This window comes from Streptomyces sp. NPDC021115 (assembly GCF_044333065.1).
In the GTDB taxonomy this organism is placed as follows: Bacteria; Actinomycetota; Actinomycetes; order Streptomycetales; family Streptomycetaceae; genus Streptomyces.
Genome location: NZ_JBIRQF010000002.1, coordinates 874113 through 888992, shown reverse-complemented (window position 1 = coordinate 888992; position 14880 = coordinate 874113). Strand labels below are relative to the sequence as shown.

General features: G+C 71.7%; 10 protein-coding genes. 7 read left to right on the top strand and 3 right to left on the bottom strand.

All coding sequences use genetic code 11. The features are described 5' to 3' along the window. Positions 1 to 3: 3 nt before the first annotated feature. The 3 genes from ACH4TL_RS09645 to ACH4TL_RS09635 are packed head-to-tail and all read right to left on the bottom strand — an operon-like array spanning position 4 to position 3511. A complete protein-coding gene (locus ACH4TL_RS09645) occupies positions 4 to 975 on the bottom strand; it encodes an ABC transporter permease (RefSeq protein WP_398309345.1) in 972 nt (323 codons plus the stop codon). Then, complete coding sequence (locus tag ACH4TL_RS09640) at positions 972 to 2006, bottom strand: ABC transporter permease (protein WP_398309348.1); 1035 nt, start codon at positions 2004 to 2006, stop codon at positions 972 to 974. The genes ACH4TL_RS09645 and ACH4TL_RS09640 overlap by 4 nt, the downstream gene beginning before the upstream one ends. After that, the gene (locus ACH4TL_RS09635; RefSeq protein WP_398309351.1) at positions 2003 to 3511 is read right to left on the bottom strand and encodes a sugar ABC transporter ATP-binding protein; all 1509 of its coding nucleotides are present in this window, start codon (positions 3509 to 3511) and stop codon (positions 2003 to 2005) included. The genes ACH4TL_RS09640 and ACH4TL_RS09635 overlap by 4 nt, the downstream gene beginning before the upstream one ends. Before the next feature lie 201 nt (positions 3512 to 3712). Here ACH4TL_RS09635 and ACH4TL_RS09630 point away from each other — a divergent pair, with 201 nt between their 5' ends. From ACH4TL_RS09630 to ACH4TL_RS09600, 7 genes are all read left to right on the top strand, one after another. Further along, positions 3713 to 6919 carry an alpha-L-rhamnosidase gene (locus ACH4TL_RS09630; protein ID WP_398309354.1) on the top strand — a complete coding sequence of 1069 codons (3207 nt, stop codon included), beginning with the start codon at positions 3713 to 3715 and terminating at the stop codon, positions 6917 to 6919. Between the two features lie 33 nt (positions 6920 to 6952). Beyond that, on the top strand, positions 6953 to 8113 hold the full coding sequence (gene rhaI, locus ACH4TL_RS09625) for an L-rhamnose isomerase (protein WP_398309357.1): 1161 nt from the start codon (positions 6953 to 6955) through the stop codon (positions 8111 to 8113). A gap of 57 nt (positions 8114 to 8170) precedes the next feature. Then, on the top strand, positions 8171 to 10210 hold the full coding sequence (locus ACH4TL_RS09620) for a bifunctional aldolase/short-chain dehydrogenase (protein ID WP_398309360.1): 2040 nt from the start codon (positions 8171 to 8173) through the stop codon (positions 10208 to 10210). Between the two features lie 262 nt (positions 10211 to 10472). Next, a complete protein-coding gene (locus ACH4TL_RS09615) occupies positions 10473 to 11948 on the top strand; it encodes a rhamnulokinase family protein (protein ID WP_398311500.1) in 1476 nt (491 codons plus the stop codon). Next, a complete protein-coding gene (locus tag ACH4TL_RS09610; RefSeq protein WP_398309363.1) occupies positions 11939 to 12691 on the top strand; it encodes a (Fe-S)-binding protein in 753 nt (250 codons plus the stop codon). Before ACH4TL_RS09615 ends, ACH4TL_RS09610 begins: the two co-directional genes overlap by 10 nt. A 29-nt stretch (positions 12692 to 12720) precedes the next feature. Beyond that, a complete protein-coding gene (locus tag ACH4TL_RS09605; protein ID WP_398311503.1) occupies positions 12721 to 14187 on the top strand; it encodes a LutB/LldF family L-lactate oxidation iron-sulfur protein in 1467 nt (488 codons plus the stop codon). Positions 14188 to 14192: 5 nt separating this feature from the next. After that, positions 14193 to 14864, top strand: coding sequence for a lactate utilization protein C (locus ACH4TL_RS09600; RefSeq protein WP_398309366.1), 672 nt, complete (start codon positions 14193 to 14195; stop codon positions 14862 to 14864). The last annotated feature ends 16 nt before the right edge of the window (positions 14865 to 14880 follow it).

The window sequence follows — 14880 nt, the reverse complement described above, 5'->3', positions numbered from 1 at the left end:
GGGTCAGCTGGTCGGGGCGGCGGCGCGCCGCTGACGCCAGGCGCTCACCGTGGCGATCATGCGGGGAGTGAGGACGGAGGCCACCAGCAGCAGCCCGGTGACGATCACCTGGACCTCGTTGGCCACGTCGCCCAGGGTCAGCAGGTTCTTCAGCACGCCGATGAGCAGCACCCCGGCGACCGCGCCGAACAGCGTCCCCTTGCCGCCGTCGAAGTCGATCCCGCCCAGCAGGACGGAAGCGATGACGAGCATCTCGAAGCCCTGGCCGTTGTCGGCGCGGGCACTCCCGTACCGCAGGGTGAACACCACCCCGGCGAAGGCCGAGACGAGGCCCGCCACGACGAACAGCAGCAGCTTGATCCGCTTGACGCGGATGCCCGCGAAGTACGCGGCGTCCTCCTGGGCGCCGATCGCGAACAGCGACCGGCCGAGCCCGGTGGAGTGCAGCACCACGGCGGCGACGACGGCCAGCACGATGAACAGCGCCACCGGATAGGTGAGGAAGGTCCCGGGCACGGTGGTGGTGTCGACCGCCCACTTCGCGTACGTCTCCGGGAAGTCGGTGATGGCGTTCGAGCCGAGCACCACCGAGGCCAGCCCCCGGTACAGCGCGAGGGTGCCGATGGTGACGGCGAGCGACGGCAGTCCGACGCGGGTGACCAGCCAGCCGTTGAGCAGCCCGCCCGCCACGCCGACCAGCAGCACGAGGGGCACGATGGTCTCGAACGCCCAGCCCTTGTCCCACAGTTCACCGGTCAGCGCGCTGGACAGACCGAGCATCGAGGCCACCGACAGATCGACCTGCCCGGCCACCACCAGCAGCGTCATCGGCAGCGCCATCAGCGCGACCTCGACGATGTCGTTGAAGGCGAAGGCGAGGTTGTCGCGGCTCGCGAAGCCGTCCGTCGCACCGAGCCCGGTGACGAAGACGGCCACCAGCAGCACCCCGACCGCGGTGTCCCACCTCAGCTTCATCGGGCGCTCCTCTTCCTCAGCGCACGGGTCATGCGCACGTTCACGATCCGGTCCACGCTGATGGCGGCGAGCAGCAGCGCGCCCGCGATGGCGTCCGCCCAGAAGGAGTCGACCTTCAGCACGGCCAGCGCGCTGCCGATGGTGGTGAGCAGCAGCGCGCCCAGCGCCGCGCCCCACACCGTGCCGGTGCCGCCGACGATGGCGACGCCGCCGACCACCACCGCGCTGACCACGGTCAGCTCCCAGCCGTGGGCGTTGTCCGCGACGACGGTCCCGAAGCGGGCCAGCCACAGCGCCCCCGCGAAGCCGGAGACGGCGCCGGAGAAGAGGTACGCGCCGAGCACCCGGCGCCGGATCGGCACCCCGGCGAGCCGCGCGGCCTCGGGGCTGGAGCCGATGGCGTACAGCTCCCGGCCGCTGCGGTACGTCCGCAGGAAGTACGCGCACCCCGCGAGCACCGTCGCGGAGATCATCGGCAGATACGGGATGCCCAGCACGCTGCCGCTGCCCAGGTCCAGCACGGGCTGCGGCACATCGGCGGCGTTGATCTGCTCGCCTTGCGCCCACCAGTAGTCGAGGCCCTGGATGATGTAGAGCATCCCGAGGGTGACCACCAGCGCGGGCACCCGGCCGAAGCTGACGAGCGACCCGCTGACGAGGCCGCAGACCGCGCCGACGACGACGCCGAGCAGCAGCACCGTCAGCGCCCCGTGGTCCGTCCCCGAGACGAACTTCCCGCAGGCGAAGGCGGACAGGCCCACCACGGACCCCACCGACAGGTCGATGTTGCGGGTGATGACCACGACGGACTGCCCGACCGCGAGCAGCACCAGGATCGCGGCGTTCAGCAACAGGTCCTTGATGCCCTGGTCGTTCAGGAAGCGGGGCTCGGCGACCCAGGTGAACAGCACCAGCAGCACCAGCGCGCCCGCGATGCTGATCTCCCGCGCCCGGAAGACGGCGTCGACCAGCGAGCGCGCCGAGCGTTCCGTGTCCGGCGCCGGTGCGGGTTTCTCGACCGTGACCGTCATGCCACCCTCCCTTTGAGCCCCGTCGCCGCGGCCATCACCGACTCCTCGGTGGCCTCGGCGCGCGGGATCTCGGCCACCAGCCGCCCCTCGTGCATCACCAGCACCCGGTCGGCCATGCCGAGCACCTCGGGCAGATCGGAGGAGATCATCAGCACCGCGAGCCCGTCGGCGGCCAGCGACGACAGCAGCCGGTGCACCTCGGCCTTCGTGCCGACGTCGATGCCGCGCGTCGGCTCGTCCACGATGAGCACCGCCGGGTCGGTGGCCAGCCACTTCGCCAGCACGACCTTCTGCTGATTGCCGCCGGAGAGCACCCCGACGTGGTCGCCCAGGCTGCCGTACTTCAGCTGGAGCCGCACCGCCCAGTCCGACGCCCGCCCGCGCTCCAGCGCCCGCTTCACCATGCCCGCGCGGCCCAGCCGGTCGAGGCCGGTCAGCCCGATGTTGCGTTCGATGGACATCTCCATGACCAGGCCGCGCTGGCGCCGGTCCTCGGGCACCAGCGCGAGCCCGGCATCCATGGCGGCGGTCGGCGAACCGGGCCGCAGCACCGTGCCGTCCACCCGCACCTCGCCCGCGTCCGCCCGGTCCACCCCGAAGACGGCCTGCGCGACCTCGCTGCGCCCGGCGCCGACCAGCCCCGCGAGCGCGACGATCTCCCCGCGCCGCACGTCGAACGACACGTCCCGGAAGACGCCCTCGCGGGTCAGCCTGCGCACCGACAGCGCGGTCTCGCCGACCCGGGTCGGCTGCTTGGGATACAGCTCGTCCAGGTCCCGGCCGACCATGCGGCGTACGAGATCGTCGTGCGTCACCCCGTCCAGCGGCTCGGACGCCACCCAGCGCCCGTCCCGGAGCGTGGTGACCCGCTGGCACAGCTCGAAGATCTCCTCCAGCCGGTGCGAGATGAACAGCACCGCGGCGCCCTCCGCGCGCAGCGCCTCGACCACCGCGAAGAGCCGGGCGGTCTCGCTGCCGGTCAGCGCCGCCGTCGGCTCGTCCATGATCAGTACGCGGGCGTCGAAGGAGAGCGCCTTGGCGATCTCCACGATCTGCTGGTCCGCGATGGACAGCCCGCGCGCCGGCCGGTCCGGGTCGAGGTCGACCCCGAGCCGCGCCATCAGACCGGCCGTCGACGCGCGCACCGCCTTGTGGTCGATCCGGCCGAACGGCCGCCGGGGCTGACGGCCCATGAAGATGTTCTCGGCGATCGACAGATCGGGGAAGAGCGTCGGCTCCTGGTAGATCACGGCGATGCCCACGTCACGGGCGTCGGCGGGACCGTGGAAGACCACCGGTTCACCGTCCAGCAGCACCTCGCCGGAGTCCGGCCGGTGCACTCCGGCCAGCGCCTTGATCAGCGTCGACTTGCCCGCGCCGTTCTCCCCGGCCAGGGCGTGCGCCTCACCGGCGAAGAGCTCCAGCGAGACGTCCCGGAGGGCCCGTACGGCGCCGAAGGACTTGTTCACCCCCTTGAGGGCGAGGACCGGAACAGACTGGCTCACGGATTCTCCTGAAGCACACGAATGAAATGTTTCAATCTGGATTCCGGGAAGCTAGCTCCGAGCCATGCACCCGTCAAGGGGGTGCGCGGCAGGTAAATCCCGTACCTGCGCGACCACTTGACGCACCCCGGCCATCGCCCCTACGGTCCAGGCGCCTGTTCGATTGAATCGTTTTCATCCAGCCGTTCCTGGAGGAAGCCCGTGATCAGCAGACGCCACCTGCTCGCCACCACCGCTGCCACCGGTACGGCCCTCACGGGTCTGCCCGCCCTCACCCCGACCGCCGCCGCGGAGGCCCGCCCCACCGCGGGACTGCGGATCCGGAGCACCACGGTCGAGTACGCCACCCATCCGCTCGGCCTGGACGCACCCCACCCCCGGCTGAGCTGGATCCTCGAATCCGACGCCCGCGACCAGTCGCAGAGCGCCTACCGCGTCCGGGTCGCCACCTCCCCGGACCGGCTCGGCGACCCGGACGTCTGGGACAGCGGCAAGCGGACGTCGAGCCGATCGGTCCTGGTCGACTTCGACGGCCCTGCCCTGCGTCCCCGCACCCGCTACCACTGGTCCGTGCGCGTCTGGGACGACCGCGGCCGCCCCTCCCCGTGGTCCGCCCCCGACTGGTGGGAGACCGGACTGCTCGGCGCGGAGCAGTGGCAGGCGCGCTGGATCACCGCGCCCACCGAGGTGACCGCGCCGCCGCGACTGGACGGCGCCGCCTGGATCTGGTTCCCCGAAGGCGACCCGGCCGCCGACGCCCCGGTGGCCACCCGCTGGTTCCGCACCACCGTCCGGGCCACCGGCACCGTACGCCGCGCCCGCCTGGTCGTGGCGGCCGACGACGGCTTCACCGCCCACGTGGACGGCACCGAGGTCGCCACCCGCGAGGCGCTGGGCGTGGCCAAGGCGTGGGCCCACCCGGTCACCGTCGACGTCACCGAGCACCTGCGCCGGGGAGCGGCCACGCTCGCGGTCGCGGCCACCAACGCCGAGCAGGGCCCGGCCGGTCTGCTGGCCACCCTGGAGCTGACCACCGAGGACGGCACCACCCACCACCACACGGATGCCACCTGGCGGACGACCGACAAGAAGCCGCCCGCCACCTGGACCTCCCCCGGCCACGACGACAGCGACTGGGCAGACGCCAAGGAGCTGGCCCCCTGGGGCAGCGGGCCATGGGGCAAGGTGCTGCCGCAGGAGTCGCCCGCCCAGCTGCGCCGCACCTTCACGCTCGCGGGCAAGCCCGTCGCCCGCGCCCGGCTGTACGCCACGGCGCTCGGCCTCTACGAGGCCCGCCTCAACGGCGTCCGCGTCGGCCATGACCAGCTGACCCCGGGCTGGACCGACTACCGAAGGCGCGTGCAGTACCAGACGTACGACGTCACCCACGCGCTGCGGCGCGGCGCCAACGCCCTCGGCGTGACCCTCGCCCCCGGCTGGTACGCCGGAAACGTCGCCTGGCTCGGCCAGCACCAGTACGGCACCCACCCCGCGCTGCTCGCCCAGCTGGAGGTCACGTACACCGACGGCAGTACCGAGCGCGTCACCACCGACCCCGAGTGGCGCGCCGCCACCGGCCCGCTAGTGGCCGCCGACCTGCTGATGGGCGAGGCGTACGACGCCCGCCTGGAGACCCCGGGCTGGACCTCACCTGGCTTCGACGACACCGGATGGCGGCCCGCCACCACCGCCGAGAACATCACCACCGAGGTGGTGGCCCAGGTCGACGCGCCGACCCGGGTGGAACGCGAACTCACCCCGGTCAAACGCACCGAACCCGCCCCCGGCGTCCACCTCTTCGACCTGGGCCAGAACATGGTCGGCAGCGTCCGCCTCACGGTCTCTGGGCCGGCCGGGCACACGGTCCGGATCCGCCACGCCGAGGTGCTGAACCCCGACGGCACCGCGTACACCGCCAATCTGCGCACCGCCCACCCCGTCGACACGTACACCCTGAAGGGCGGTGGCACCGAGACCTACGAACCGCGCTTCACCTTCCACGGCTTCCGCTACGTCGAGGTCACCGGCTACCCCGGCACACCACCCCTCGCCGCGGTGACCGGCCGGGTCATGCACACCGCCGCCCCGTTCACCATGTCCTTCCGCACCGACGTGCCGATGCTCAACCGGCTCCACTCCAACATCACCTGGGGCCAGCGCGGCAACTTCCTGTCCGTCCCCACCGACACCCCGGCCCGCGACGAACGGCTCGGCTGGACCGGGGACATCAACGTCTTCTCCGGCACCGCCGCGTACACCATGGAGTCGGCCCGGTTCCTCACCAAATGGCTTCAGGACCTGCGCGACGGGCAGGGCGCGGACGGCGCCTTCCCCGATGTGGCGCCGGTCGTCAGCGGCCTCGGCAGCGGCACCGCGGGGTGGGGCGACGCCGGGGTGACCGTCCCCTGGAACCTGTACCGGGCGTACGGCGACACCCGGGTGCTGCGCGAGAACTGGGCCGCCATGCGCGACTGGATCGCGTACCTGGAGAAGCACAGCTCGGACCTGCTGCGCCCCGCCGAGGGCTACGGCGACTGGCTCAACGTGGACGCCGAGACCCCCAAGGACGTCATCGGCACCGCCTACTTCGCGCACGCCACCGACCTCGTCGCCCGCACGGCACACGTCCTCGGCGAGGCCCCGGCCCGCTACGAGGACCTGCTGGCCCGCGTCAAGAAAGCCTTCACCGCCGCGTACGTCTCCGCCGACGGCAGGATCAAGGGCGACACCCAGACGGGTTACGTCCTGGCGCTCTCCATGGACCTGCTGCCCACCGCCCTGCGCCGCCCGGCGGCCGACCGCCTCGTCGCCCTGATCGAGGCCCGCGACGGACACCTGTCCACCGGCTTCCTCGGCACCCCGCGGCTGCTCCCGACGCTCACCGCCACCGGCCACACCGACCTCGCCCACCGCCTCCTCCAGCAGCGCACCTTCCCCTCCTGGGGGTACCAGATCGACCGGGGCTCGACCACGATGTGGGAGCGCTGGGACTCCATCAAGCCGGACGGCGGCTTCCAGGACGTCGGGATGAACTCCTTCAACCACTACGCCTACGGCTCGGTCGGCGAGTGGATGTACCAGAACATCACCGGCATCACCCCCGCCGCCCCCGGCTTCCGCCGCATCCTGATCCGGCCCCGCCCCGGCGGCGAGGTGCGGTCCGCCGAGGGCCGCCATGACTCCCCCTACGGGCCGATCGCCACCCGCTGGTCACAGCGGGACGGCGAATTCACGCTCGCGGTCTCGGTACCGGTCAACACCACCGCCGAGATCTGGGTGCCCGCGCGCCGCGAATCCGACGTGACCCAGCGCGGCGCCCGGTTCCTGCGGCTGGCCGACGGCTGCGCGGTGTACGCCGCGGGCTCTGGTTCGTACCACTTCTTGACGCGCACCGACCTGCGCGATTAGCTTTCTTGAATCGTTTCACTTCCAAGGAGACCCATGTCTGACGTTCCGGCCGTGAAGGCGGCCCTCAAGAGCCAGGCGGTCGAGACGCCGTCATGGGCGTACGGCAACTCCGGAACCCGTTTCAAGGTGTTCGCCCAGCCCGGTGTGCCCCGCACCCCGCAGGAGAAGCTGGACGACGCCGCCCAAGTGCACGCCTTCACCGGCGTCGCCCCCAGCGTCGCCCTGCACATCCCCTGGGACAAGGTCGACGACTACACGGCACTCGCCAAGCACGCCCAGGAGCGCGGGCTGAAGCTGGGGGCGATCAACTCCAACGTCTTCCAGGACGACGACTACAAGCTGGGCTCGGTCACCCACCCCGACCCGGCGGTCCGCCGCAAGGCCGTGGGCCACCTGCTGGAATGCGTCGACATCATGGACGCCACCGGCTCCCGCGACCTCAAGCTCTGGTTCTCCGACGGCACCAACTACCCCGGCCAGGACGACATAGCGGCCCGCCAGGACCGTCTCGCCGAGGCCCTGAACACCGTCTACGACCGCCTCGGGGACGACCAGCGGCTGCTGCTGGAGTACAAGTTCTTCGAGCCCGCCTTCTACACCACGGACGTCCCGGACTGGGGCACCGCCTACGCCCACTGCCTGAAGCTCGGTCCCAAGGCCCAGGTGTGCGTGGACACCGGCCACCACGCCCCGGGCACCAACATCGAGTTCATCGTCGCGCTGCTGCTGCGCGAGAAGAAGCTCGGCGCGTTCGACTTCAACTCCCGCTTCTACGCCGACGACGACCTCATGGTCGGCGCCGCGGACCCCTTCCAGCTCTACCGCATCATGTACGAGGTCATCCGCGGCGGCGGTCTCACCCCGGACATCGCCTTCATGCTCGACCAGTGCCACAACATCGAGCCCAAGATCCCGGCCATCATCCGCTCCGTGATGAACGTCCAGGAGGCCACCGCGAAGGCCCTCCTGGTCGACCGCGACGCCCTCGCCGCCGCCCAGCAGTCGGGCGACGTGCTCGGCGCCAACGCGGTGCTGATGGACGCGTACAACACCGACGTACGGCCCCTCCTCGCCGAGGTGCGGGAGGAGCTGGGCATCGACCCCGACCCGATGGCCGCGTACCGGGCGTCCGGCTGGGCGGAGCGGATCGTCGCGGAGCGCGTGGGCGGCGAACAGGCGGGCTGGGGCGCCTGATCCGCACCCCGCCGCGAAACCACTGAGACAGGCCCGCACCCCACACATGAGGACGACATGACCGCAGAACTCCACCCCGAAGCGGCCACGCTGCTGGAGCGGAGCCACCGCCTCGGTGCTGATCCGCGCAACACCAACTACGCGGGCGGCAACACGTCCGCCAAGGGCACCGACACCGACCCCGTCACCGGCCAGGACGTCGAGCTGATGTGGGTCAAGGGCTCGGGCGGTGACCTGGGCACCCTCACCCACTCCGGCCTGGCCGCGCTCCGCCTGGACCGCCTCCGCGCGCTCACCGGCGTCTACCCGGGCGTGGAGCGCGAGGACGAGATGGTCGCCGCGTTCGACTACTGCCTGCACGGCAAGGGCGGCGCGGCGCCGTCCATCGACACCGCCATGCACGGCCTGGTCGACGCCGCCCACGTGGACCACCTCCACCCCGACTCCGGCATCGCCCTCGCCTGCGCCGCCGACGGCGAAGCGCTCACCAAGGAGTGCTTCGGCAACCAGGTGGTCTGGGTGCCCTGGCGCCGCCCCGGCTTCCAGCTGGGCCTGGACATCGCCGCCATCAAGAAGGCCAACCCGCAGGCCATCGGCTGCATCCTCGGCGGCCACGGCATCACCGCCTGGGGCGACACCTCCGAGGAGTGCGAGGCGAACTCGCTCCGCATCATCCGCACAGCCGAGCGGTTCCTCGCGACACGCGGCAAGGCGGACCCCTTCGGCGCGGTCGTCCACACCACCCTCCCCGAGGCCGAGCGCCGCGCCCGCGCCGCCGCGCTCGCCCCGGTGATCCGGGGCCTGGTCTCCACGGACCGCCCGCAGGTGGGCCACTTCACGGACAGCGACACCGTCCTGGACTTCGTCTCCCGCGCCGAACACCCCCGCCTGGCGGCGCTGGGCACCTCGTGCCCGGACCACTTCCTCCGTACGAAGGTCCGCCCCCTCGTGCTGGACCTCCCGCCGGACGCCCCCCTCGACGCGGCGATCGACCGCCTCAAGGAGCTCCACGCCGCCTACCGCACCGACTACGCGGCCTACTACGACCGCCACGCCACCCCCGACTCCCCGGCGATGCGCGGCGCCGACCCGGCGATCGTGCTGATCCCGGGCGTGGGGATGTTCAGCTTCGGCAAGGACAAGCAGACGGCCCGGGTGGCGGGCGAGTTCTACGTCAACGCGATCAATGTGATGCGGGGCGCCGAGGCGGTGTCGTCGTACGCGCCCATCGAGGAATCCGAGAAGTTCCGCATCGAGTACTGGGCGCTCGAAGAGGCAAAGCTCCAGCGCATGCCGAAGCCCAAGCCACTGGCCACCCGCATCGCCCTGGTGACCGGCGCGGGCTCGGGCATCGGCAAGGCGATCGCCCACCGCCTGGTGGCCGAGGGCGCCTGCGTCGTGGTGGCGGACATCAACGCCGAAAACGCCGTCTCCGTGGCTCAGGAATTGGGCGGTCCGGACAAGGCGGTCCCCGTCACGGTCGACATCACCGACGAGGAGCAGATCGAAGCGGCCTTCGCTCAGGCGGCCCTGGCCTTCGGAGGCGTGGACCTGCTGGTCAACAACGCCGGGATCAGCATCTCCAAGCCACTCCTCGAAACGACGGCCAAGGACTGGGACCTCCAGCACGACATCATGGCCCGCGGCTCCTTCCTCGCGTCCCGCGAGGCGGCCCGTGTGTTCATCGCCCAGAACATGGGCGGCGACATCGTGTACATCGCCTCCAAGAACTCCGTCTTCGCGGGCCCGAACAACATCGCGTACTCCGCCACCAAGGCCGACCAGGCGCACCAAGTGCGCCTTCTCGCCGCCGAGTTGGGCGGCCACGGCATCCGCGTCAACGGCGTGAACCCCGATGGCGTCGTCCAGGGCAGTGGCATCTTCGCGGGCGGCTGGGGCGCGCAGCGCGCCGCGGTGTACGGCGTACCCGAGGAGAAGCTGGGCGAGTTCTACGCCCAGCGCACCCTGCTCAAGCGCGAGGTGCTCCCGTCCCATGTGGCGAACGCGGTGTTCGCGCTCACCGGCGGCGACCTGTCGCACACCACGGGCCTGCACATCCCGGTGGACGCGGGGGTCGCGGCGGCGTTCCTGCGCTGACGCGCGCGCGAGGGGGACGCGGTCGCAGGGGTGGGGTCCTGGACGATGACGTGTATTTGTGGCGCCTGCTTCCGGCCCACCCCACGCCTCCGGGCGCCGGCGCCAAAAATATACGAGTCCAGGACCCTGCCCCGGAGGCCCCGGCCCCCGCCCCGGACCGAACACCGCAACCACACTTACGGCAACCCACCACGAGGTCAACGTGCCCCGAACAGAACACCGCTTCGCCGCCGTGGACCTCGGTGCGTCCAGTGGCCGCGTCATGGTCGGCCAGGTCAGCCCGGACACGCTGACGCTCCACGAGGTGCACCGCTTCCCCAATGAGCCGGTGCGCCTCTCCGGCACCCTGCACTGGAACATCCTGTCCCTCCACCAGGGCGTCCTGACCGGCCTCAAAGCGGCCGCAGAGGCAGCCGCGGAAGCACCCCTGACCAGCATCGGCATCGACACCTGGGCCGTCGACTACGGCCTCATCGACGCCACCGGGGCGCTCCTCGCCAACCCCGTCCACTACCGCGACACCCGCACCGCCACCACGGCGGACAAGGTCCGGGCTGCCATCTCGCCCCCGGACCTCTACGCCGCCACCGGCCTCCAGCACCTCCCCTTCAACACGATCTACCAGCTCGTCGCCGCCCAGGGCACCCCCGCCCTGGCCGCCGCCCACCGCCTGCTCCTCATCCCGGATCTCATCGCGTACTGGCTGACGGGCGAGGCGGGCACCGAGCTGACGAACGCGTCCACCACCCAGCTCATCGACCCCCGCACCCGCACCTGGTCCACCGAGGTCGCGGACGCCCTCGGCATCGACCTGTCCCTCTTCCCGCCCCTGCGGGACCCCGGCACCCCCGCCGGACACCTCCTCCCGGACGTCCTCGCCGCAACCGGCCTCCCGCACTCCACCCCCGTGACCGCGGTCGGCTCGCACGACACCGCCTCCGCCGTCGTGGGTGTCCCCGCCACCAGCCCCCGCTTCGCGTACATCGCCACCGGCACGTGGTCACTGGCCGGTCTTGAGCTGGACGCGCCGGTCCTCACCGAGTCGAGCCGCCTGGCGAACTTCACCAATGAGCTGGGCGTGGACGGCACGGTGCGCTATCTGCGCAACATCATGGGCCTGTGGCTGCTCCAGGAATGCCTGCGCACCTGGGCGGACACCGGCAGAGAACACCACCTCCCCACCCTCCTCAAGGCGGCAGCCGAGGCCACCCCCCTCCGCTCCGTCGTGGACGCGGGTGACCCCGCCTTCATCGCCCCCGGCGACATGCCCGACCGCATCGCCGCCGCCTGCCACCGCACCGGCCAGCCCGCGCCCCGTACGCCCGCCGAGACGACCCGCTGCGTCCTGGACTCCCTCGCCCTGGCACACCGCCGGGCGATCGAGGACGCCGTCCGCCTGTCGGGCCGTACCGTCGACACCGTGCACATCGTCGGCGGCGGCGCGCACAACACCCTGCTGTGCCAGCTCACCGCCGACGCCTGCGGCCTTCCCGTGGTCGCGGGCCCGGCCGAGGCGGCGGCGCTCGGAAACGTCCTGATCCAGGCGCGCACAGCCGGAACGATCAGCGGCGGGCTGCCGGAACTCCGCGCGCTCCTTCACAGCACCCAGCCACTGAGGCAGTATGAGCCCACGGGTGATCACTCGGCATGGGACAGGGCAGCTTCCCGCCTGGACGGCACACGGGTCACCGGGACCGAGGCGGCGGGACAGGGCCACGAGGAGGAACGGTGCGGGTAGCGCTCTTCATCACCTGCGTCAACGACACGCTCTATCCGCGCACCGGCCAGGCCGTGGTCACCCTGCTGGAGCGGCTGGGCGTGGAGGTGGGTTTCCCGCCCGAACAGAGCTGCTGCGGCCAGCCGCAGTTCAACACGGGCTACCGCCACGACACGGAACCCCTCCTGCGCCGCTACGCCACCGCGTTCCACGGCTACGACTACATCGTCACCCCCTCCGGATCGTGTGCCGCGATGGTGCGCGACAACTATCCGAGGATGGGCGCGAAGGCCGCCGCCGAGGGACGTGGCGAGGAGCTGGCGGACCTGGCCGCCACCGTCGTCCCCAAGACCTACGAACTCACCGAGTTCCTGACCGGGGTCCTCAAGGTCACGGACGTCGGCGCGTACTACCCCCACACGGTCACGTACCACCCCACCTGCCACGGGCTGCGCATGCTCGGCCTGGGCGACCGGCCGCGCGCGCTCCTGTCCGCCGTCAAGGGGCTGGACCTGGTGGAGCTGCCGGGCGCGGAGGAGTGCTGTGGCTTCGGCGGCACGTTCGCGGTCAAGAACGCGGCCGTGTCGGCGGCGATGGGCGCGGACAAGGCGCGCAACATCACGGCGACCGGCGCCGAGGCGGTCTGCACGGTCGACAATTCCTGCCAGATGCACATCGGCGGCACCCTCGCCCGGCAGGGCTCGTCGGTGCGCCCGGTGCACATCGCGGAGATCCTGGCCAGCACGGAAGGAGACGTCTGGTGAGCGGTACCCACCAAGCCACCTATCTGGGGATGCCCGCGTTCCCGGTGGCGGCCGACGCCTCCACCCGCGACACCCAGCTGCGCGCCAACCTGCGCCACGCCACGCACACCATCCGCGCCAAGCGCGCCACGGCCGTGTCCGAGCTGGACGACTGGCAGCGGCTGCGCTCCGCGGGCGCGGCCATCAAGGACCGCACGCTGCGCCACCTCGACCACTATCTGGAGCAGCTGGAGAGCGCGGTCACGGCGGCCGGGGGCCAGGTGCACTGGGCGGCCGACGCGGACGAGGCGAACCGCATCGTCACCGAGCTGGTGCGGGCCACGGGCGAGCGCGAGGTCGTCAAGGTCAAGTCGATGGCCACGCAGGAGATCGGCCTGAACGACGCCCTCTCCACCGCCGGGATCACCGCGTACGAGACCGATCTCGCCGAACTGATCGTGCAGCTCGGCGACGACCTCCCGTCCCACATCCTGGTCCCGGCGATCCACCGCAACCGCGGCGAGATCCGCGACATCTTCACGGAGCGCATGGCCGGATGGGGCCGCCCGGCCCCCGAGGGGCTGACCGACGCGCCCGCCGACCTGGCGGAAGCGGCACGCCTCCACCTCCGCGAGAAGTTCCTGAACGCCAAGGTGGGCATCTCCGGCGCCAACTTCATGATCGCGGAGACCGGTACCCTGGTCGTGGTCGAGTCCGAGGGCAACGGCCGGATGTGTCTGACCCTCCCCGAGACGCTGATCTCCGTCGTCGGCATCGAGAAGGTGGTCCCCACCTTCCAGGACCTGGAAGTGTTCCTCCAGCTCCTCCCCCGTTCCTCGACAGCGGAGCGGATGAACCCGTACACCTCCATGTGGACCGGCCCCACGGACGGCGACGGCCCCCGCGCCTTCCACCTCGTCCTGCTGGACAACGGCCGCACCGACACCCTCGCGGACACCGTGGGCCGCCAGGCGCTGCGCTGCATCCGCTGTTCGGCGTGTCTGAACGTGTGCCCGGTGTACGAGCGGGCCGGCGGCCATGCGTACGGCTCGGCGTACCCGGGCCCCATCGGCGCCATCCTCACCCCGCAACTGCGCGGCACCCAGAGCGAGTTGGACGCCTCCCTGCCGTACGCCTCCTCGCTGTGCGGCGCGTGCTACGAGGTGTGCCCGGTGGCCATCGACATCCCCGAGATCCTGGTCCATCTGCGCGAACGGGTCGTCGAGGGCGGCCCGGCATCGGTGCGCGGCACCCGCGCGGTCGTCAAGCCCGCCAAGGGCCACGCCGCGGAACGGGCCGCCATGCGGGCCGCGCGCTGGGCCCTCGACCACCCCGGCGTGCTGCGCACCGGCCAACGCCTGGCCGCCCGCACCCGCCGCTTCCACCCCCGGCGGCTGCCCGGGCCGGGGCGGGCGTGGAGCGATACGCGGGAGCTGCCGAAGGTGCCGGAGGAGTCGTTCCGCGACTGGTGGCAACGTACGCGGGGCACGTCCCCTGACGCCCACGATGCGAGGTGACCCCCATGAACGCATCCCCAACCAGCTCCCCGACCGGCTCCCGCGCCCTCGTCATGGCCCGTATCCGCCGCGCCCTGGCGGATGTCCCGCGCGACGAGACACCGCCCGAGGTCGCGGTCGACCGTACGTACCACCGCGTACACGGCGACCGCACCGCCGCCGAGACCGTCGACCTGCTCGCCGAAAACCTCGCCGACTACCGCGCGATCGTGCACCGCACCACGGCCTCGGCCCTGCCCGGTTTGATCGCGGACCTGCTCACCGCGCACGGCGCGACCAGCGTGGTCGCCCCCTCCGGCCTCCCCGCCGAGTGGCTGTCGGCCACGGACGCCGTACGGCTGACGGACTCCCCCGACCAGACGCCCCACGACCTGGACGACGTGTCCAGCGTGGTCACCGCCTGCGCGGTGGCCATCGCCGAGACCGGCACCATCATCCTGGACGCCGATACCGACCAGGGCCGCCGCCGCATCTCCCTCGTCCCCGACCACCACATCTGCGTGATCCGTGTCCCGGCCCAGGTAGTCGACTCGGTCCCGCAGGCCCTCGAACGCCTCGACCCGGCCCGCCCGTTGACCTGGATCTCGGGCCCGTCGGCGACGAGCGACATCGAGCTGGACCGCGTGGAAGGCGTCCACGGCCCCCGCACGCTGGAAGCCGTGCTCGTCACCGAGTGACACCCCCGCCACGAAG

Excerpts from the sequence above, each read along its gene's own strand:
- ACH4TL_RS09600 (WP_398309366.1), top strand. The coding sequence starts at position 14,193 with ATGAACGCATCCCCAACCAGCTCCCCGACCGGCTCCCGCGCCCTCGTC.
- ACH4TL_RS09640 (WP_398309348.1), bottom strand. The coding sequence starts at position 2,006 with ATGACGGTCACGGTCGAGAAACCCGCACCGGCGCCGGACACGGAACGC.
- ACH4TL_RS09605 (WP_398311503.1), top strand. The coding sequence starts at position 12,721 with ATGCCCGCGTTCCCGGTGGCGGCCGACGCCTCCACCCGCGACACCCAG.
- ACH4TL_RS09615 (WP_398311500.1), top strand. The coding sequence starts at position 10,473 with ATGGTCGGCCAGGTCAGCCCGGACACGCTGACGCTCCACGAGGTGCAC.
- ACH4TL_RS09645 (WP_398309345.1), bottom strand. The coding sequence starts at position 975 with ATGAAGCTGAGGTGGGACACCGCGGTCGGGGTGCTGCTGGTGGCCGTC.
- ACH4TL_RS09620 (WP_398309360.1), top strand. The coding sequence starts at position 8,171 with ATGACCGCAGAACTCCACCCCGAAGCGGCCACGCTGCTGGAGCGGAGC.
- rhaI (WP_398309357.1), top strand. The coding sequence starts at position 6,953 with ATGTCTGACGTTCCGGCCGTGAAGGCGGCCCTCAAGAGCCAGGCGGTC.